Origin of the sequence: Kitasatospora aureofaciens, assembly GCF_019192735.1 — a bacterium.
Classification (GTDB): Bacteria; Actinomycetota; Actinomycetes; order Streptomycetales; family Streptomycetaceae; genus Kitasatospora; species Kitasatospora aureofaciens_A.
Map to the genome: position 1 here is coordinate 31014 of NZ_JAHTKP010000057.1, position 20152 is coordinate 51165.

Annotated in this window: 18 protein-coding genes; 16 read left to right on the forward strand and 2 right to left on the reverse strand. The window is 72.0% G+C overall.

Annotated features, from left to right (window positions below; translation table 11 throughout):
• Nucleotides 1-44: 44 nt before the first annotated feature.
• From KV557_RS33540 to KV557_RS33585, 10 genes are all read left to right on the forward strand, one after another.
• On the forward strand, nucleotides 45-476 hold the full coding sequence (locus tag KV557_RS33540; RefSeq protein ID WP_218205342.1) for a hypothetical protein: 432 nt from the start codon (nucleotides 45-47) through the stop codon (nucleotides 474-476).
• Nucleotides 466-870: a hypothetical protein gene (locus KV557_RS33545; RefSeq protein ID WP_218205343.1), complete on the forward strand. Its 405-nt coding sequence runs from the start codon at nucleotides 466-468 to the stop codon at nucleotides 868-870. Before KV557_RS33540 ends, KV557_RS33545 begins: the two co-directional genes overlap by 11 nt.
• 316 nt (nucleotides 871-1186) lie before the next feature.
• Entirely contained in the window at nucleotides 1187-2230 is a 1044-nt protein-coding gene (locus KV557_RS44230; protein ID WP_218205344.1) for a PstS family phosphate ABC transporter substrate-binding protein, read from the forward strand.
• A gap of 129 nt (nucleotides 2231-2359) precedes the next feature.
• Nucleotides 2360-2947: a hypothetical protein gene (locus KV557_RS33555; RefSeq protein WP_218205345.1), complete on the forward strand. Its 588-nt coding sequence runs from the start codon at nucleotides 2360-2362 to the stop codon at nucleotides 2945-2947.
• A gap of 237 nt (nucleotides 2948-3184) precedes the next feature.
• Nucleotides 3185-5800 (forward strand): hypothetical protein, encoded by a 2616-nt coding sequence (locus KV557_RS33560; protein WP_218205346.1) that lies wholly within the window; start codon nucleotides 3185-3187, stop codon nucleotides 5798-5800.
• A gap of 106 nt (nucleotides 5801-5906) precedes the next feature.
• Complete coding sequence (pstC, locus tag KV557_RS33565) at nucleotides 5907-6938, forward strand: phosphate ABC transporter permease subunit PstC (protein ID WP_218205347.1); 1032 nt, start codon at nucleotides 5907-5909, stop codon at nucleotides 6936-6938.
• A gap of 74 nt (nucleotides 6939-7012) precedes the next feature.
• Entirely contained in the window at nucleotides 7013-8329 is a 1317-nt protein-coding gene (gene pstA / locus KV557_RS33570; RefSeq protein WP_218205348.1) for a phosphate ABC transporter permease PstA, read from the forward strand.
• Between the two features lie 38 nt (nucleotides 8330-8367).
• Entirely contained in the window at nucleotides 8368-10185 is a 1818-nt protein-coding gene (locus KV557_RS33575; protein WP_218205349.1) for a substrate-binding domain-containing protein, read from the forward strand.
• Nucleotides 10182-11090, forward strand: coding sequence for a sortase (locus tag KV557_RS33580; protein ID WP_218205350.1), 909 nt, complete (start codon nucleotides 10182-10184; stop codon nucleotides 11088-11090). Before KV557_RS33575 ends, KV557_RS33580 begins: the two co-directional genes overlap by 4 nt.
• 23 nt (nucleotides 11091-11113) lie before the next feature.
• Nucleotides 11114-12058, forward strand: coding sequence for a phosphate ABC transporter ATP-binding protein (locus KV557_RS33585; protein WP_256178339.1), 945 nt, complete (start codon nucleotides 11114-11116; stop codon nucleotides 12056-12058).
• A 13-nt stretch (nucleotides 12059-12071) separates the two neighbouring features.
• On the opposite strand, the gene KV557_RS33590 is transcribed toward KV557_RS33585, so the two are convergent.
• Complete coding sequence (locus KV557_RS33590) at nucleotides 12072-12914, reverse strand: HAD family hydrolase (protein WP_218205351.1); 843 nt, start codon at nucleotides 12912-12914, stop codon at nucleotides 12072-12074.
• A gap of 188 nt (nucleotides 12915-13102) precedes the next feature.
• On the opposite strand from KV557_RS33590, the gene KV557_RS33595 reads away from it, so the two are divergent.
• Entirely contained in the window at nucleotides 13103-13294 is a 192-nt protein-coding gene (locus tag KV557_RS33595) for a hypothetical protein (protein ID WP_218205352.1), read from the forward strand.
• A gap of 15 nt (nucleotides 13295-13309) precedes the next feature.
• Here the strand turns inward: KV557_RS33595 and KV557_RS33600 are convergent, their stop codons facing one another.
• Complete coding sequence (locus KV557_RS33600; protein WP_218205353.1) at nucleotides 13310-14197, reverse strand: LLM class flavin-dependent oxidoreductase; 888 nt, start codon at nucleotides 14195-14197, stop codon at nucleotides 13310-13312.
• Nucleotides 14198-14536: 339 nt separating this feature from the next.
• Between KV557_RS33600 and KV557_RS33605 the strand changes: the two genes are divergently transcribed.
• The 5 genes from KV557_RS33605 to KV557_RS33625 all read left to right on the forward strand — a co-directional run bounded on the left by KV557_RS33605 (nucleotide 14537) and on the right by KV557_RS33625 (nucleotide 20017).
• A complete protein-coding gene (locus KV557_RS33605) occupies nucleotides 14537-15907 on the forward strand; it encodes a hypothetical protein (RefSeq protein ID WP_218205354.1) in 1371 nt (456 codons plus the stop codon).
• Between the two features lie 430 nt (nucleotides 15908-16337).
• Nucleotides 16338-16940: a hypothetical protein gene (locus KV557_RS33610; protein ID WP_218205355.1), complete on the forward strand. Its 603-nt coding sequence runs from the start codon at nucleotides 16338-16340 to the stop codon at nucleotides 16938-16940.
• A 350-nt stretch (nucleotides 16941-17290) separates the two neighbouring features.
• Nucleotides 17291-18109 (forward strand): hypothetical protein, encoded by an 819-nt coding sequence (locus tag KV557_RS33615; RefSeq protein WP_218205356.1) that lies wholly within the window; start codon nucleotides 17291-17293, stop codon nucleotides 18107-18109.
• A 55-nt stretch (nucleotides 18110-18164) separates the two neighbouring features.
• Nucleotides 18165-19040, forward strand: coding sequence for a hypothetical protein (locus KV557_RS33620; RefSeq protein WP_218205357.1), 876 nt, complete (start codon nucleotides 18165-18167; stop codon nucleotides 19038-19040).
• Nucleotides 19037-20017: a hypothetical protein gene (locus KV557_RS33625; RefSeq protein WP_218205358.1), complete on the forward strand. Its 981-nt coding sequence runs from the start codon at nucleotides 19037-19039 to the stop codon at nucleotides 20015-20017. The genes KV557_RS33620 and KV557_RS33625 overlap by 4 nt, the downstream gene beginning before the upstream one ends.
• Nucleotides 20018-20152: the final 135 nt, after the last annotated feature.

Here is a 20152-nt window from a genome sequence, read left to right on the forward strand (position 1 = left end):
ATAGCTTTGCTCCCGTCGCGGAGGGGAACCGGACGGGGGGAGCAGTGGACGCGTCGGGCCGCGGTCAGGCCGCAGCAGGAGCAACGAGCCGAGGGGGGTTCCGCGCGGAACGGGCGCCGGACGGGCGCTACCGCTGGCAGCTCAAGGCGCCCAACGGCCGGGTGGTCGCCATCACCCCGGCCGCGTTCGAAACCGCCGGCGAGGCCGAGCGCGGCTTCGACGGCCTGCGCGCCGGCGCCACCGAACTCACCGCGCGCATCACCCACGTCCGGGACGGCATCGGCTGGATCTGGGTCGTCCCGGGCTCGCGCAGCCTCCCCGAAGTGCGCTCCAGCCGCGCGTACGAGCGGTACGCCACCTGCCAGAACGCGTTCCGCCGCTTCGTCGTCCTGCTCGCCAAGCAGCCGGCGCGCGAACCGTCGCCTCGCGAACTGCCCGATCATGCTGTGTCGTTGAGACGCCCCGATGGCCGCTGAGCGTCGCGGTCCCCGGCTGCTGATCGTCCCGGCGGCCGACCGCTGCCTCGGCTGGGCGCTGCGCGCGGCCAACGGGCGGCCGTTGGGGGTCGGTGTGTGCACGTACCGGAATGAGGAAGAACTCGCCGATGCGGTACGGGAGTTGCTGATCGAGAGAGCGGCGCTCCGGTGTTCCGTCGGACAGTCCGAGGGGCGTCAGTGGGCCTGGGCCGCCTACCTGCCGGTGCGCAGCACCCGGCCGGGGGCGGCCGACGCCGTTCCGGTGGCGCGCAGTGCGCGTGGGTACCTGCGGCGCGACCAGTGTCAGGCGGGGGTGGAGGGGTTCCTGGCCGGACTGCAGTGGGTGGGACAGGAGTTGCGGCGGTCGGGCCGCGACGGTCGCCGGCCGCTGTAGGGCGCTGTTCTTCGTGCTGTTCCGGTGAAGCGCAGGTTTCCGGCAACCCCCCGCGCCGCCACCTGGAGAAGAACGTCCACGGCCCCTGAGCTGGTTGTTACGGGACTGTCGCGTCCCCGCTGACCAGTCGCTAAACCTCGCCGAACCGACGAGTCGACATTCTCAGGTCCGTCCCGACCACCCTTCCGGCGAAACCTCCCCGCCGGACAGGATCAGCACTGCCGGGCGGGCCGCAGCGGACGCGGCCACCGGCCCCGAACTCCCCCGGAGTGCGGGTTCACGCGATGGACGTCTCTCCCACCGGAGGAAGAGGAACATGCGTAAGACCGCTGCCAAGCTGCTCACCGTTGCCGCCCTGGCGACCTCGGTCGCCACCGTCTTCAGCGGCACCGCCGTGGCCGACCCGGCCGCCGGTGTCACCCCGGCCGCCCAGGACATCGTGGGCGTCGGCTCGGACACCACCCAGGTCCTGCTGAACCAGTTCTCGGCCGACTACAACGCGACGCTCCCGGGCACCGACACCACCACGCCGCGCCTGTACAGCTGGGACGCGACCGGCTCCTCGCCGATCACCACCAAGACCGGTGCCACCCCGATCGCCCGCCCGAACGGCTCCGGCGCCGGCATCAAGGCCCTGGTCGCCAACACCAGCGCGACCGTGGACTTCGCCCGCTCCTCGCGCGCCCCGCAGCCGACCGACGCGCACGGCCTGGACTTCGTCGCGCTCGCCAAGGACGCGGTGACCTGGTCCGCCAAGTCCGGCGGCGACGCCCCGGCGCAGCTGACCGCCGACCAGCTGGCGGCGATCTACAACTGCACGACGACCACCTGGAACCAGATCGACCCGAGCCTGCCCGCCAACACCATCAAGCCGTTCCTGCCGCAGGCCGACTCCGGCACGCGGGCGTTCTTCCTGGGCGCGATCGGCGTTGCCACCCCGGGCTCCTGCGTCGCCAGTGGCCCGGAGGAGAACGAGGGCACCGACTCGCGTCTCAACGACCCCGACGTGGTCTTCCCCTACTCCGTGGCCCACTTCCTCGGCCAGACCGTCGGTGGCCACACCACCACGACCGACGCGCCGGGCAACCTGACCCTGCGCAACATCGTGGTGAACGGCACCGTCCTGACCCCGGTCACCAACAACGTGATCGACACCAACTTCGCCAACTCCCAGTTCGGCCGCGTGGTCTACAACGTGGTCCGCGACGCCGAGTGGACCGCGACCGACCCGCACGGCCAGGCGCTGCAGGCGATCTTCGGCTCCAGCGGCTGGATCTGCACCAGCACCGCCGCCGCCAACGACCTGGCGAGCTACGGCTTCCTGGCCACCCCGGCCTGCGGTGTCGCCACCCTCACCTGAGCCACTCCCACCTGAGCCACCCCCACCTGAGCCACGCGCACCATCCGGCGGCCACGGGCCTCGCGCCCGTGGCCGCCGGCCCGTCACCAGGACCCTCGCAGCGAAACCTTCCTCTCCCAAGGAGACAGCATGTCCCGTACTACCGCCCGGTTCCTCGCCGGCGGCGTCGCGGTCGTTCTCGCCGTGACCGGCCTCAGCGGCGCGGCTGCGGCCGACACCACCGCCACTGCCCCCACCGGTAGCGCCGTGGTGGTCGAGAGCAACGCGTTCCTGCAGTCCGCGGCCACCAACGGCGTGGTGATCGTTCCGCTGCCGAACGCCGGCGTTTCCTACGACACCACCACGGGGCTCTCGACGACCCTCCCGGTGACGGGCGGCAGCGTCAACCTGCGCGGCTACTACGGCAACGTGACGCTCGACGGCAGCCTGCTGTTCGTCGACGTCCTGACCGGCAGGAGCGTGTGCTTCAAGCAGCTCGCGTTCAGCGCCGACAAGTGGCGGCTCACCGGCGTGCCGGACGGCTCCACCACGCCGGTCTCGCTGCTGAAGCCGGCGGGCATCGAGCGCAGCGCCCAGAGCGGTACCACCCAGACCCTGACCGCGACCGGCTTCACGGTCGACCCCACGGGTGCCCAGTTCCTCGACACCCAGCTGAGCACCACGTTCTTCACGGGCGGTCAGTCGGTGGGCTCCTTCTCGCTCACCTTCAACGGCTGAGTACCGTCGGCTGATTGAGTCGTAGGCCCGTGTCGAGAGGCGCGGGCCTACCCGCATGGAGGGATCAACTCCGCTACGGAGTTGCCGCGTTGGGGCCTCGTACACACGGGCGACCGGATCCGGCCACCTGCGGCTGGCCGAATGGATGCGTACCGGAATCGTTGCCCGCTCGCAGCCCGCTCCCCCCTTGTGCCGCGCATTTCGGCGGCGGCGCGGAATCGCACGGAGGTGCCCGCCATGAGAGTCCGACTGCCCGACCGGAGGCATCCGGGGTGGTGGCATCGCCGGCTGCCGGCGACCGCGTTGGTGTGGTCGGTGGTCGTGGCGATCGGGGTGGCGCCGATCGGTCTGGGCACGGCGCCGCAGGCCGTGGCGGCGACCGACTCCGCCGTCACGGCGAAGGGGCCCAAGGTCTGGATCCCGAAGGACAAGAAGTACGGCCCCGAGGGAAAGGTCACCGTCGCGCAGACGAAGAACCTGGTCGACCAGGTGGTCCATGTCAGCTGGAGTGGATTCACCCCGTCGACGGACGCCATGGGAGGGCTGTGGAACAACGGGCCGCAGCGAGCCGTGCGCCAGCCGTACTACCAGGTCAGGGTGTATCAGTGCAGGGGGACAGACCCCAAGATCACCGACTGTTACGACAGCACCTTGTTCAACGCCGACCCGACGGCGGGATTCCAGCAGAAGACGCCGCCTGCGGGGACGACGTTCCCGGACTTCCCGTCCAACATGGCGATTGCGGTCACGGACGGGAACGGCTCGGGATTCGCGGACATCGAGGTCTACACGGCCGACCAGAGCCCCTCCCTCGGCTGTGACGACAAGCACCCGTGTTCGCTGGTGGTCGAGCCCAACTACGGTGGCGACACCGCTTCCTTCACGGACACGACGAGGAAGGGCGTGGTCAACTGCGACGACCACAGCCTGGATCAGGCTCTCGACATGGCGTCCGACCAGGTCCTTCAGGGCTACACCAACAAGTGGACGAAGTTCAAGACGTCCGAGCAGTGCTCCTGGGAGCGTCGTGCTGTCGTGCCGCTGGAGTTCGCGCCGACGCCGGCGGCCTGCTCGGACCGGCGGGCGGCCTTCACGGCGGCCGGCCTTGAGCCGGCGAAGCGGGCGATGCAGCAGTGGCAGGCCGGGTTGTGCCAGGGCAGTGATCCGATATCGCTGCAGTACGGCTTCGCGAACGGCGATTCCCAGTCGCGGGCGGACTTCCTGGCCGGGCGCAAGGACATGGCGCTGACCGCCCGGCCGGACACGCAGGTGCCGCCGCGGCCGTATGTGTACGCGCCGCTGGCGACATCGGGGATCTCCGTGGTGTTCCTTGTGGATGACCCGAAGTCGAGTCGGCAGATCAGGGACATGAGACTGAATGCGCGGCTGATGGCCAAGCTGCTCACGCAGTCCTACGCGCCGCAGGGTTCTGCGCAGGTCGCCTCGGTGGCGGGCAATCCGGGCTGTATCTTCGACGACCCGGAGTTCGTGAAGCTGAACCCGGTGCCGTCGGAGAGCAAGCTCACCTGGCCGACGCTCTGCGCGTACTTCAACTTCAGCCCGACGGTGCTCGGTACGACGGCGGACATGACGTACCAGCTGACGTCGTGGATCGCCTCGGATCCGGACGCGGTGCGGTTCCTGGACGGTGAGCCGGATCCGTGGGGGATGCACGTCGACACGTTCTACCTGCGTCCGGCTTTCTCGGGGTACCCGGTCGACGCCTTCAGCCGGCAGGACTCCTCCGGGCTTGTGAAGGCCAAGGAGGATCCGTTCGACCGCTGGAAGCAGTACGAGTGGAATCCGGTCATGACGGGACTCGTCGACGTGGCGCGCAAGGTGCTTCAGAACAGGCCCAACTGCATCAATGCGCAACGGAACACGGACGGAAGTCACGATCAGTGCCCGGCACTCATGCCCGGCAGGCGGACCCTGTTCGCGATCATGGACACGGCTCAGGCGAAGGCGTACTCGCTCCCCGAGGCGCAGCTGCTCAACCCGGCGGGCGGTTTCGTCCCGCCCGACGCGCCCGGCTTCCAGGCCGCCGTCGCCGACATGACCGTCGACCCGTCCACCGGCGTGCAGTCCATGCCCTACGGCGCGTCCGACACCGCCTTCTCCCGTGACCAGAAGGCCTACCCGCTGACCACCGTCCAGTACGCGATGCTCCCGACCAAGGACGTCCAGGACACGAAGGCGGCGGCGATCGCGAAGTTCATGCGCGCGGTGACCACCACCGGCCAGGTCTACGGCTACGAGCCCGGCCGGCTCGCGCCCGGCTTCCTCGCCCTGACCGCCGCCCAGCGGACCCAGGCGGCGGACGCCATCGGCCACCTGGAGTCGCAGGACGGCAAGCTGCCCGGCAACCAGGCGGCGCCGCCGAACCCGCCCGCGGCCGGTTCCGGTGACGGGGGCGGTTCGACCGCCGCCGGCGGTGCGTCCGGCGGCACGGGCACCGGTCCGGCCGCCGCGCAGGTCAGTGCCAACGGTTCGTCCGGCGGGACCGGGGACGGCTCCTCGGGCAGCACCGGGCTCGGTGCCGGCAGCGGCCTGACCGGCTCCGGTGCGGCGACGGGCGGTGCCGGCGCGCCCGCCGCTCCGGCGCCAGGGGCCAAGCCCTCGGCGACCCCGAGCGGCCCCGGCAAGTCGCTGTCCGCCGCGCCGGTGGCCGCGGGCACACCGGCGGCCGACCGTTCCGGCACCGCCCGCCTACTCCTGCCGATCGCGCTGATCGGCGGCCTGGTGCTGCTGGTCGGGGGTCCGGGGGCGCTGATCCTGGGCGGGACGCCCGCCGGAGAGAAGGCACTGGCCGGCGCCCGGAAGGGCTGGGCGCGGGTGCGTCGTCGCCCCTGACGGAGTGACGTATCGCCGAGGACTCGGCGGGGCCGCCGTTCCGGCCCCGCCGATCCGGCCGTCGATGAAGCCAACGCCCGTGCAGAGGAAGACAGGAGAGCAGACCATGACAGCCGCCGCCGAGCCCGCGGCACCGTACGCCGGGGCGCCGGGCCAACCCGACCGAGGGCCCGACAAGGACGTCCCGCGCATCATCACCGCCCCCGCGACCCCTGGGGACCGGGTGTTCCGCGGGGTGCTGCGGATCGCCGGGTACTCGGTCTTCGCGATCATGGGGCTGATCGCGTTCTTCCTGATCCTGCGGGGCACGGACGCGCTGCGGTCGGTCGGCTGGTCGTTCCTGACCGAGGAGAAGTGGCAGACCGCCGCGCACAACTTCGGCATCGCCGCCGTCCTGCCGAACGGCCTGCTGATCGCCGTCATCGCGCTGGTGATCGCCGTCCCGGTCGCGCTCTCCACCGCGATCTTCATCTCCGAGTACGCGCCCGTGCGCCTGCGCGCCGCGCTGGTCTCGCTGGTCGACCTGATGGCGGCGATCCCGAGCATCATCTACGGCCTGTGGGGGCTCTTCTTCCTCCAGCCGCGCATCATCGGCTTCGTCCGCTGGCTGGCCAACCACTTCGGCGACGCGATCCCCTTCCTCAAGGTGCGCACCGGTGATATCGGGACGTCCTACACCTCGTCCACGTTCATCGCGGGCGTCGTCGTCTCGCTGATGATCATTCCGATCGTCACCTCGCTCAGCCGGGAGGTGTTCTCGCAGGCCCCGCAGGGCGAGCGGGAGGGCGCCTACGCGCTCGGCTCGACCCGCTGGGGGATGGTGCGCACGGTGGTGCTGCCGTTCGGCCGGGGCGGCGTGATCGGCGCGATCATGCTGGGCTTCGGGCGTGCGATGGGCGAGACGATCGCCGTCGCGTTGATCATCTCGCCGAACTTCAAGACCATCACACACATCCTGGAGAACGGCGCCAACTCGATCTCGGCGCTGATCGCGCTGCGCTTCGGCGAGTCGGACGCGCTCTCGCTGTCCGCGCTGATGGCGGCCGGCCTGGTGCTGTTCGCGCTGACCCTGCTGGTCAACGTGGCGGCCGGATTCGTGATCAACCGGTCCCGCTCCGGCGCCTCCACCGCGGACTGAGGCGGCGCACCGGCATGACCCACCCCGTAGAGGCGGCGGACCGACATGACCCACCCCGTGGAAGGGACGACCCGATGACCACGCTCGACCTGCCGCCGGTCGCCGCGTCCGAGCCCGCAGGCCCGGCCGGTCCTGCCGGGGCCGACGCCGACCCGGCACCGCCGCGCCCCGAGATCAAGGTGCGGCTCGGCGGCGTCACCCGCGACGACGTGTTCACCGTGGCCGGCTCGCTGGTCGGCTCGCTCGCGCTGAACTGGATGCTGTACGAGCGGATCCTGCCGTTCAGCGGCGCGTTCGGCTTCCTGGTCTGCTGGTACCTCCTGTTCCTGGCCGGCTACTTCGTGCTCGGCCGGCTCCAGTGGGGCAGGCTCATGGTGCGCGACCGGCTGGTGTCGGTGGTCGCGTGGAGCTCCGGGCTGCTGGTGGTCGCGCTGATCGCCGACCAGATCGGATATGTGGCGAGCCGCGGCTTCGAGGCGGCCCAGCATCTCAACTTCTTCACCGAGTCGATGGAGCAGACCGCCGCGCTGTCCCCGATCACCTCCGGCGGCGCGCTCAACGCGATCGTCGGCTCGCTCGAACAGCTGGGCCTGGCCACGTTGTTCGCGGTGCCGCTGGGCATCGCCGCGGCGATCTTCATGTCCGAGGTCGGCGGCCGGATGGCCCGGCCGGTGCGGACCCTGGTCGAGGCGATGACCGCGCTTCCGTCCATCGTCGCCGGGCTGTTCGTGCTCGGCGTCGTGATCATCACCCTCGGCTTCGACAAGAGCGGCTTCGCCGCCTCGCTGGCCCTGACCGTGATGATGATGCCGATCGTCACCCGGGCCGCCGAGGTGGTCATCCGGCTGGTGCCGGGGACGCTGCGCGAGGCCTCGTACGCGCTCGGGGGCAGCCAGTGGCGGACGGTGTGGAACGTCGTGCTGCCGACCGCTCGTCCTGGCCTCGTGACGGCGGTCGTGCTCGGCATGGCGCGCGGCATCGGCGAGACCTCGCCGGTGCTGCTGACCTCGGGCTTCACCTCGCAGTTCAACGCGGACCCGTTCCACGAGCACCAGGTGTCGCTGCCGCTGTACATCTGGAACTACGTCAAGCAGCCCTACCCCGACATGATCGCGCGCGCCTTCGCCGCCGGCCTGACCCTGATGGTCCTGGTGCTCGTCCTGTTCGTCACCGCGCGCGTGCTCGGCGGGCGCCGCCCCGGCGAGTTGACGCGCCGCCAGCGGCGGCGGATCGACCGGGAGGCGCGGCGGGCCGAGGCCTCCGCGCGCTCCACCGTGCCGACCGCCGTCCAGTCGGCCGCCGTGCACCCGGCCGCCGCGCACGCCGCGACGCCGGCCGCCGTCCACCCGGCCGCCGTCCACCCGGCCGCCGCACTGCCGGGGAGCAGCTGATGTCTCACCCAACCGCCCTCCGTACCAGAGGAGTTCTCATGTCGTGGGAGGCCGCAAGCCGCCCCGTGGCCCGCGTGCTCGCCGTCCTGCTGTCCCTGCTGCTGGTCGCGGCCCCCTCGCTGCTGGGGCAGGGCACGCCGGCGTTCGCGGCGACCGTCGCACTGAGCGCCGACGGCTCCAGCTGGGCCGGTCCGGCCATCGACCAGTGGCGGCAGGACGTCGGGCCGCAGGGCATCCAGATCAGCTTCAACCCGGTCGGCTCGGCGGCGGGCCGCAACGCCTGGACCCTCGGACAGGACGACTTCACCGCCTCGGACGTGCCGTTCCGCTCCACGGACGACACCGGCGTGAACGACGCGGGCCGCCGGAACGGCCAGGGCGGGCGGGAGAACCCGGTCTACGGCTTCTCCTACGTGCCGATCACCGCCGGTGGCACGACCTTCATGTACAACCTGGTGGTCGGCGGCAAGCAGGTCCGCGACCTGCGGCTCTCGCCCCAGACCATCGTGGACATCTTCACCGACAAGATCACCAACTGGAACGATCCGAAGATCACCGCCGACTACGGCCGGGCGCTGCCCAGCCTGCCGATCACCCCGGTGGTCCGCTCCGACGGCTCCGGCGCCACCGCCCAGTTCACCCGCTGGATGGAGCACACCCACCAGGCCCAGTGGGACGACTACTGCAAGTCCGTCAACGGCACGAGCTGCGGTGACTACACCGAGTTCTTCCCGCCGGCCGGCCGGATGGTCGCCCAGAACGGCTCCGACGTCGTCGCCGGCTACATCAAGGCCTCGTCCGGCCTCGGCACCATCGGCTACGACGAGTACGCCTTCGCCAAGCGCAGCAACTGGCCGGTCGTGAAGGTGCTCAACCAGGCCGGCTACTACTCGCTGCCGACCGCCTCCAACGTCGCGGTGGCACTCACGGCGGCCAAGATCCGCGGCGTCGACGACAACACCCCGTCGACCGACCCGAACTACCTCCAGCAGAACCTCGACGGCGTCTACACCATGGACGACCCGCGCTCGTACCCGATCTCCAGCTACAGCTACGTGATCGTGCCGCGCGGCGGGGCGGCGCTGCCGGTCCCGCCGAAGTTCAGCAACGACAAGGGCGGCGCCCTCAGCCGCTTCCTCGCCTACGTGCTCTGCGAGGGCCAGGGCGAGGCGGACGGCCTCGGCTACTCGCCGATCCCGCGCGGCCTGGTGCGCGGCGGGCTGCTGCAGGGCAGGAACATCCCCGGCAACGCCAGCCCGGTCGACCCGGACACCCTCTCCAACTGCGCCAACCCGACCTTCAACTCGGCCGGTGAGCTGACCGTCCTCAAGAACGCGCCGCAGCCGAGCCCGTGCGACAAGCAGGGCGCGCCGCTGGACTGCACCGTGCAGAACGGCGAGGCGGTCAAGACCGGTTCCGGCTCGGGCGGTGGCGGCACCGGCGGCGGGGCGGCCGGTGGCTCCGGCAGTGCGGGCGGTGCCGGTGGCAGCGGCAAGACCGGCAACAAGACCCCGGGCGCGGGCGGCACCGCCGGTGGGGCCGGCGGTACGGCGGCCGGCGGCGCCGGTGACGGGGGCGCCCAGGGCGGCGCGGCCGTCGACCCGAACGCCGCCGGCGGGGCCCAGGGCGACCAGCCCACCGACGACGCGATCGACCCGCAGACCGGGCAGGTGGTCGCCCGTGGCCGGGGCGGCGGCGTCGGCGACGTCCCGGCGAACGTGGTCGACGTGGCAGGCAAGCCCGACGACTGGATGCTGAGCACGCTCACCGCGCTGGAACTGCTCGCCGTCGTCCTCGTCCCGCCGCTGCTCGGCCGCCGGCTGCTGCGCCGCCGCAACTCGGGCGGCACGTCGTGACGGCCCCGGTGCTGGAGACGCCGGCCGCCCCCGCGCGGCCGGTGGCGCCCGCGAGCGCACCGCCCGTCCGGGCCGAGAAGGCGACCGTGACGCCCGCGCGGCGGCGGTTCCTCCAGGGCGCCTGGGCGGTCAGCCTGCTGGCCGCGCTGGTGCTGGGCTTCGTCGGATACCTGTTCACGCTCTCGTACGTCCAGGAGCGGCACTACCAGTCCACCGCGTACAAGACCTTCCGGGACCAGCTGGCCCGGGCGGTCGCCCCGACCGGCCCCGCGCCGGACGGGGAGCCGGTGGCGCTGCTGGACATCCCGGCGATCGGCCTGCACCAGGCCGTCGTCGTCGAGGGCACCACCGGCCGGGACCTCATGCGCGGGCCCGGCCACCGGCGGGACACCGCACTGCCCGGCCAGGGCGGCGTCGCGGTGGTGTTCGGCCGCGGGGCCACCTTCGGGGCGCCGTTCGCCGAGTTGTCCAGGCTCCGGGCCGGCGACAAGATCGAGACCACCACCGGGCAGGGCAAGTTCACCTACACCGTCAACGTGTACGGCGACGGCGACAACCCGATCGTGGACCCGGCCCGCAACCGGCTGGTCCTGGTCACCGGCGACTCCGACTGGATCCCCGGCTCCACCGTGATGATCGGCGCCCGGCTGGACGGCGACCCGGAGCAGAACCCCGGCGGCCGGCCCGCGACCGTCCCGTACGACAAGGCGCTGGCCGCGGACAAGGGCGCGCTGGCCACGCTGCAGCTGTGGTCGCTCGGGCTGCTCGGCGCGGTGGTCGCCGCGCTGCTGCTGGCCCGGTACTGGCGCCGCTCGGCCGCCTACCTGAGCCTCGCGCCGGTTGTCGGCGCGGTGCTCTGGGCGGTCTACGAGAACGCCGCCGCCCTGCTGCCCAACCTCTACTGACGCGCGCCCGGAGGACCGTACCGATGACGGATGCACCGATGACCGACACCCCGCCGCTCCAGGCGCCGCCCGCTCCGGCCGCGGCGGGGGCGCCGCCCGTTCCGCCTCATGGGACCGACCCGGCCGCGGACACCCTCACCCTGCCGCCCGTCTCCGCGCAGGCCCGGCCCGCCCCGCGACCCGGCGACGGCCCGCTTGCTGGGCTGGAGACCCGGGACGTCTCCGCCTGGTTCGGCGCGCGCAAGGTGCTGGAGCGGGTCTCGCTGGCGATGCCGGCCGGGGAGGTCACCGCGCTGATCGGCCCGTCCGGCTGCGGCAAGTCCACCTACCTGCGGATCCTCAACCGGATGCACGAGATGGTGCGCGGCGCCGCGCTCGCCGGCGAGGTGCTGCTGGACGGCGACGACGTCTACCGCCTCGACCGGCGCCCCGCCGAGGTGCGGCGCCGGATCGGCATGGTGTTCCAGCGGCCCAACCCGTTCCCGGCGATGTCCATCCAGGACAACGTCTCCAGCGGGCTGAAGCTGGCCGGGATCAAGGTGTCCAAGGAGGAGCGCCGGCACCTCGTGGAGACCAGCCTGCGCCGGGCCGGACTCTGGGACGAGGTGGCCACCCGGCTGCACACCCCGGGCGGCGCGCTCTCCGGCGGGCAGCAGCAACGCCTGTGCATCGCACGGTCGTTGGCCGTCTCGCCGGACATCCTGCTGATGGACGAGCCGTGCTCGGCGCTCGACCCGACCTCCACCCGGCGTGTCGAGGAGACCATCGCCGAGCTGCGCGGACGGCTCACCATCGTGATCGTCACGCACAACATGCAGCAGGCGCAGCGGGTTTCGCAGACCTGCGCGTTCTTCCTGGCCACCCACGACACCCCGGGCCGGATCGTCGAGGCCGGGCCGACCGGGCAGATCTTCGGCAGCCCGCGCGACCAGCGCACCTCGGACTACGTCAACGGGCGCTTCGGCTAGGGGAGTTGCTCGACTAGCCGAGTCGCAGGAGCTGCTCCAGCACCGCCGCGACGCCGTCCTGCTCGTTGCTCACCGTGTGCAGCGGCACCGCCGCCAGCACCTGCGGGTGTGCGTTGGCGACGGCGTACGCGGTGCCGGCCCAGGCCAGCATCTCCAGGTCGTTCGGCATGTCGCCGAACGCGACCACCTCGCTGCGGTCGATCCCGTGCCCGGCGCACCAGCCGGCCAGCGCGCTGGCCTTGGTGACGCCGGGCGCGCTGATCTCCAGCAGCGGGATCGGCGCGGAGCGGGTGATCTCGGCGAGGTGCCCGGCCGCCTCCCGGGCCTCGCTCAGCAGCTTGTCCGGGTCGAGGTCCGGGTGCTTGGCGAGCAGCTTGAACAGGCCGCGCACCGGGCCGCCGGTGCCCAGCAGCTCCTCCGCCGGGCCGATCGGGTGGTCCACGTCCTCGCCCCACATCGGCACCTCGTACCCGGGCTCGCGGGCGAACCCGGCCGGGTACTCGAAGGCGAACGCGGTGCCGGGCAGTTTGGCCCGCAGGATCCCGACCACGGCCAGCGCGGTCTCCTCCGGCAGCGGGAAGGACTCCAGCAGCTCACCGCGCCGCACGTCGACGATCGCGCCGCCGTTGGAGCAGATCGCCACCCCGTGCCCGCCGATGTGCGGGCTGACCTGCTGCATCCAGCGCGGCGGCCGCCCGGTGACGAACACCACCTGCACCCCGACCGCCTCCGCCGCCGCGAGCGCCGCGGCGGTGCGTTCGGTGACGGTGCCGCCGCTGCACAGCAGGGTGCCGTCCAGGTCGGTGGCGATGAGGCGGGGGATGCGGGGTTCGGTCACCGGTCCATCTTCGCCCATGGGCGCCGTCCGGTCACCGCCGAGGGCGCCGGTCCCTTCTCGGCCCTTCCATCGGTCCGCTATAGCCCTTTATCGGCCCTCTTCGGTCCTCCAGGCACCGTTTCCGGCCGATTCGCGCCCGGTGGGAGTGTCCCGCTTCCGTCCGGCGGGCAGAACTGCCCACGGTCACCCCGTCGGCAGGAAGAGCCATGCCCACTCGCCAGCTCCGAGACGAGACTCCCCCGACCGCCCCTCCCGTCGCCCGCGCCGCCACGCGCGAGCCCGTCCTGCTCGGCGACGTGCTCTTCCAGACGCTCGCCGAGATCGCCCGCCGCGCCCCGGACGGGCCCGCCGAGCCGGAGCCGAGGCTCCCGGCCCAGCGCACCCGCCCGCACCCCTAGCGCAGCGGAGCCCGCTCAGCCGAGCTGGGCGAGGCCCTCGGTGGCGATCTTCTCGAAGACGGCGAGGTCGTTGGCGAAGACCGAGTCCGGCACCGGCCAGTGGATCACCAGCTCGGTGATCCCCAGCTCCTGGTACCTGCCCGCCCAGTCGACGAACGCGTCCAGCGACTGCAGCGGCTGCTCCGCCGTCGAGCCCTGGAGCAGCACCTTCTCCAGCGTCGCCACGTCCCGGCCGGTGGCCTCGCAGGCCACGGTCAGCTTCTCGATCTGCTTCTTGATCACCTCTGGCGCCTGCTCGACCGGCACGTCCGCGGGCCCGCGCGGGTCGCCGTACGTCACCCAGCCCTGCCCGTACTCGGCCGCCAGCCGCAGCCCGCGCGGCCCGGTCGCGGCCACGTAGAACGGCACCCGCGGCGTCTGCACGCAGCCGGGGATGTTCCGCGCCTCGACCGCCGAGTAGTACGCGCCGGTCTCGGTCGTCGCGTCCTGGCGCAGCAGCTTGTCGAGCAGCGGCAGGAACTCCCCGAACCGGTCCGCCCGCTCCTTCGGCGACCACGCCTCCTGCCCCATCGCCGTCGCGTCGAAGCCCGTCCCGCCGGCCCCGATCCCCAGCGTCAGCCGCCCGCCGGACACATCGTCCAGCGTGACCAGCTCCTTCGCCAGCGTCACCGGGTGCCGGAAGTTCGGCGAGGTCACCAGCGTGCCGAGGCGGATCCGCTCGGTCGCACAGGCGGCGGCGGTCAGGGTCGGGATCGCCCCGAACCAGGCCTCCTCCCGGAAGGACCGCCACGAGAGGTGGTCATAGGTGTACGCGGCGTGGAACCCGAGCTCCTCGGCCCGCCGCCAGATCTTCTGTCCCTCGTTCCACCGGTGGATGGGGAGGATGACCGTACTCAGTCGCATGCCACCGACCCTACGGGAGCGATCGTCGTGAGCCCCGATCATCGAGGCAGGCCGAACCTCCGGATCAGCACGCTGCGTAGCGTAGTGGACCAACAAGCTCGCGCAGTGGCCGCTACCGCACCCGGCTGCCCCACGGGCCGCCCGGCGAGATACTTCCTCCCGCACCTGCGCGAGTACCGCTGCGGGTCCGCCGGCCCGCTCTCCGCCCGGCGCTGCGGCACAGCCCCGCACCGATCAACCCGGTCGAGCGAAGTACTCCCGATCCGCCTCCACCGTCCAGGGCGATGTCGATAGCCTGCCCCGCAGTACACCGTCGTCTGTTCTCCACGAAGGTCCGCCATGTCACCCGTGTCCCGCAACCGCAGGTCGAACACCAAGAAGCAGCAGGGCAACAAGAAGCGTTCGGGCAACCCGGCTTCCCCGAAGAACATCCCCACCCCGCGCGAGCGGCTGGACCTCTCGGACCTCCACAGCGGCAACCCCTTCGGGCACCCGTCCGGCCTGTCGTTCCTGCAGCGGCTCGCGGGCGCGGGGTCCGCACGACCCGACTGGTTCGGGCCGTCCATCGAAGGGCTCCTCGACGAGGCCGAGGTGTTGCTCGACGCCCAGGGCCCGCGTCAGCTGGAGGACATGACGGCTCACCTGCTGGGAGCACACGTCCACAAGGCCGTCCAGGACGAGCACTCCCTCTTCCTCGGCGACTGGGTCGAGGAACTGATCGACGTGGCGGAGCGAGAGGCACGGGAACAGCTGGCCGACGGGGCGCCCGGCGGCCGGGCTGCCTGCCTGCTCCTGCACGGCCTGACTTCGGTCGGCTCACCTGCGGTCGCGCACATGGCGGATGCGGCACTGTCCCGGCTGCACCCGGTCGTGCACGGCACAGACACCGGGGAGCACTGGCCGGACTGGCTCGGCTCGGCAGCGAAGCCGCTGATGACCGGAGACGTGTGGACGATGCGCGACGTGTACGGCTCACGGATCGGCGTCATCGCGGCCACCAGCTACCCGAACGGTGCCGACCCGGCTGTCTACCTCTTCGACGTCGACGCCTGCGGCTTCGTCGTGCTCGCCGGAGGCGGCACCTTCGACGACGCGGACCAGGCCGCCGCAGCCTGGTGCACCGCAGTTGGCGCGGCGGCCGCCGACTGCGTCCCGCAACCACTCGACAAGGCTGACACGGAAGCGCTGCGCTGCCTCATCGAGGTGGACCTGAGTGAGATCACCATCCATGGGACGGAGTCGCGGGCGGTGTGGGACGAGTGGTTCCGTGCCCTGCGGCGCATCCACGACCTGTCCGACGCCCTGCAGCGGCACGGCAGCTCACTGCCGACGCCCCTCAACCTCTACCAGGACATCGACGTCACGCCGACGGTGGACGCGTTCTCCGCCTGGCTGTGGCACGAGCACGGCGAGGAACCCGAACCGGAGGCCGTGGGCGCGCTGGTCGGCGAGTGGCTGGAGGGTGCCTTGCCCGACACCGCCGACTCGGTGTCACCACATCGGATCGAGCACCAACTCGGTCTGATCAACGACTGGATCCCCGACCATCCGGCCACCATCGGAGCCAAGCGGCTGCTGCCGCACTGGGTGCGATTCCTCGCGCAGCGGGCGAACATCCCCGACACTGCGGCCGCCGCCGCCCTCGCGACTCTGGCCACCGCGTCCGGGGGTGGCCACCGGGCTGCCGAGCACTGCCGCGACGTGCACTGATCCCGTGAGCACGTGGCCGAGCTCGGCGGCTGCTGCCCGCATGGATCTCGCGGGACCAGGGCGTACTGACGCTTCACGACGGTGGACAGGCCGACGACATGGCCAAGCTCTGCGGCACCCGCGTCCGACTCGTCGCGATCTGAGAGCGGGACTCGGACGCTCCCGACAAGCGGTTTGGCAGGTCAGGCTGCGATAGGTGAACGAGGCTTGACCGAGGTCACCGGCGTGCCCAGGCGGACCCGCTCGGTGGCCGTCCCCCGTCACCGTCGGGACCCGCCCGAACCACTGCTCGTCCGCGGCCGACCTGCCGGGTGCCCGGCAAGGCCTGGGGCCGGTGAGGGGAGCCCGGGCGCGGGGGCTGACGGTGGGAGGCGCTAGTCTGTCCGCCGCACCGTATATCTGATCATGTGTCACACGGGGGTTAGTCATCATGTTCCACTCCAGGAGACTGCTCGCCACCGCCCTGGTCGCGACCGCCGCGTTCGGGCTCGCCGCGTGCGGGCCGGACAACTCGTCCGACCAGGCCAAGGGCGGCGACTCCAGCGCGGCCGCCACCACGGCGCCCACGGCCACCGCGCCCGCCACCGGTGCGGCCACCGGTGCGGCCTCGCCGACCGGGAAGCCGGCGCCCACCGGCAAGCCGTCCGGCGGCGCCGACAACGGGCCGGAGGGCTTCTGCACCCACGACCCGCTGCCGGCCGGGCAGAAGTGGATCGTCCCGGTCAAGGGCACCACTGCGACGACCCTGGCCTACAAGGACACCAAGGACGTCTGCGGGGTGAACGACGTCGGCTTCGAGCCGACCGGCGCCGACAAGACCGCGCCGTTCGCGCCCACCGTCAAGGGGCACCTGAGCTCGGTGGTGAAGCCGCCGAAGGACGTCACCGTGGACGACCTGGTCAAGCACATCAACGAGTGCATCGCCGCGCCGCACAACGACAAGGGCTTCTACCCCTGCCAGAACAACGACTTCAAGGTCGCGATCGACGCGTCCGGCAAGGTCACCGAGATGTGGGAGCGCGCGGTCTCCTGAGGCGTCCCCGCTCGGCCGTCACGGGCGAGCACAGCAAAAGAGCAGGATGGGCGGATCGGCGGTCGGCGCCGGTCCGCCCATTGCGTTTGCATCACGGCGTGTCCGATTCATCGAACATTGGGTGGGAGTGCGGCGATTAACTTTGTTGGCAGTGCTCTCAGTGGACTCTCATAATTCCTGCTGAGACGCGTGACGGACGGTCTGGAGCCGCAGGGGGGCGGTTCGCGAGAGGCCCGCGCGCGCGACATTCCACATTTCCCCGGGGGAGTTCCTTGTCCGCGCCCGAAAACGAATCCGCCGCCGAGCAGCCGACTGCCGCTCAACCTGCCGTTTCCGGCCAGGAGTTGACCGTGGAAGCGGCCGCCGGACCGGTACCGGGAGCCGCGCCCGCGCGCCGGCTGCCGCGCGCCGTCGGCGTCGCGCTGGCCACCGCCGGGCTGCTCGCCGTCACGGCGGCCAGCGCCGCGGTGACCGTCGCCGTCGGCAAGCCGGACGGCCGCCCGGCCGCCGCCGCGCCCGCGCCGACCGTCGCCGCCTCGGCCTCGGTGAGCGCCGCTGCGAGCCCGAGCCCGACGCCCACCGCCGTGCCGGTGCCGGTGCCGGTGCCGGTGCCGGTGCCGACCGCCGTCCCGACCACGCCCAAGCCCGCCAGCACCGTCAAGGGCACGGTCGACGGCGGCAAGCACGAGGGCGACCTGCGCTACTTCCTGCTCCCGATCCCCGACGGCGGCGAGTCGTACGGGCCCGCGGACGGGATGACCATGAGCAACGACGACGTCGCCGACCAGTTCGGCAAGCAGGACGGGATCATGGACATCCTCGGTTCGTACGGGTACAAGGAGGGCGCCTCCCGGATGTACCGCACGGCCGACGGCAAGGCCGAAGTGACCGTCACCCTGCTGCACTTCGGCTCGACCGCGATGGCGACCGCGTTCGTCAAGGGCTACACGGTGAAGTCGCAGGACCCGATCGACATCGACGGCGACCCGAACGCCCACGGCTACGTGAAGAAGCCCAGGCAGCAGGCGTACACCGGGTCGATGACCGGTATCTCCAGCCAGGGCGACGTCCAGTACACGATCGACGTCGAGGTGAAGGGGACGCCGGACAAGGCGCTGCTGAGCGACCTGATGAAGCGGCAGCGCGAGTGGCTCGCCTCCGGCGGCTGAGCCCGCGCCGCCGCCCGTCCCCCGACGTCACCCCTTTCTCTTCTGGAGCCACCTCGTGACCACCGAATCCGTGGAGCCGTCCTCCGGCGACGCGTCTCGGCCCGCCGTTCCGGCGGTTCCGGCCGTTCCTCCGCAGCCCGAAACCGCGCCCCCCGCTATCCCGTTCACCGCCGAGGCGTTCACCGCCGAACCGGCTGACGCCTTCTCGCCCGACGTGCTGTCGGCCGGGCCCGAGCGCGCGCCCCGCGCCCCGCGCCGTCCCCGGCCGGTGCTGCTGGCGGTGTGCGGCCTGGTGCTGGGCGTGCTGGGCGGTGGTGGCGTGGGCTACGCCATCCAGGCCCAGCGCCCGCAGACGCCGCTGCCGCCGATCCAGGTCGCGCGGCCCTCCTACCCGGCCGAGGTGGTCGACCCGACCGCCTTCGCCGCCGAGCAGCCCAAGCCGCCGGCCATCGACGGCGACCTGCGCAAGCTGCTGATCAGCGCCCCGGACGGCAGCACCCCCTGGGGCGAGTACCCGGACAAGCCGAGCTGGCTGTCGGTCGGCGAGCTCGCCGACCGCAGCGGCGACTCGATCCACCAGTTCAAGGACCTGAACTCGCGGGGGTTCCGGCGCGCCGTCGAGATCGACTGGAAGAAGGACGACGTCAAGTACCGCGTGTCGCTGATCCAGTTCACGCCGGACCGCGCCAGTGAGGCGAAGTCACGCTCGGCCTTCTACTACAAGCAGCCGTTCGCCGAGGGCGTCAACGGCGGGTACCAGGTGGACGACGAGCCCTCGCACTGGGCCGAGAGCACCGACCAGTACTACTACGGGCACGCCGTCGCCCAGCGCGGCACGGTGCTGATGGAGGTCGAGGTCTTCGGCACCAAGCCCGTGAATCCCGATGTCGTGAAGGACATCGCCAAGCAGCAGTGGGAGCGGCTGGTATGAGCGACAGCACCGTGACCGGGGCCCCGACCCCCGAGCCGACGCCGACCGCGGTCGAGCAGCCGGCCGTTCCGCCCACCACGTCGGCCGTTCCGCCCACCACGTCGGCCGTTCCGCCCACCACGTCGACCGTTCCGCCGACCGCGTCGACCGTTCCGCCGACCGCGCCCGCCTTGGAGCACGAGCTGCCCGTCGGCGAGCTGCCCACCGCCGAGCAGCCCGCCACCCCGCCCGTGCCCCGCCCGGCCTCCCGCTTCCTCCTCCGCGCGGGCGCCGCGACGGTCGCGGCGGCGCTGGTCGGCGTGGCCATCGGCATCGGCATCATCAAGACCCAGTACGACGACCCCGCCCCGGCCACCGCCGCCGGGCCGTCCGCCGCGCCCGCCCCGACCGCGACCGCGACGCCGTTCGGCGCCAGGTCCAACGGCAACCACTTCGGTTCGCTGCGCGACCTGCTGCTGCCCGTCCCGGCCGGCTACGAGCTCGGCCCCGACGAGGGCGGCTACGGCAACGACGCCGAGATCGGCGCCGAGCAGCTGTCCGCCGAACTGGACGACCAACTCCAGCAGATCCCCAAGGACAAGCGCGACAAGCTGCGCGCCTACTGGGAGGGCCTGCACGTCAAGGCCACCGGTGTGCGGACGTACCGGACCAGCGCGGACGACCTGGTGATCGGCCTGAAGCTGCGCCAGTTCAACCAGCAGGAGGTGCAGAAGCTCAACGAGTACACCGCGGTCTTCACCGGCGACACCGGCCTGTTCCGGATCGGCCCGGAGATCCCGGGCCACCCGGAGGCGCACTGCTACCTGATGCCTGCGCCGCCGTCCGCGCCGATCGACTACCTGGAGTGCTCGGCCGCCGAGGGCGACCTCCTGGTGGTCGCAAACGCCGAGGGTGTCGCGCCGCTGCCCAAGGACAAGATCGTCGCCCTCTTCACCATGCAGCTCGACCGCCTCGCCCGCCCGGGAGCGTCCGTATGACCGACCACGCCACCCCGCAGGACAACGCGGGCACCCCGATGCCGGCCGCCCCGAGCACGCCGGCCGCCCCGAGCACGCCGGCCGCCCCGAGCACGCCGGCCGCCCCGAGCGCGCCGCCGCCCGCAGCCCCAGATC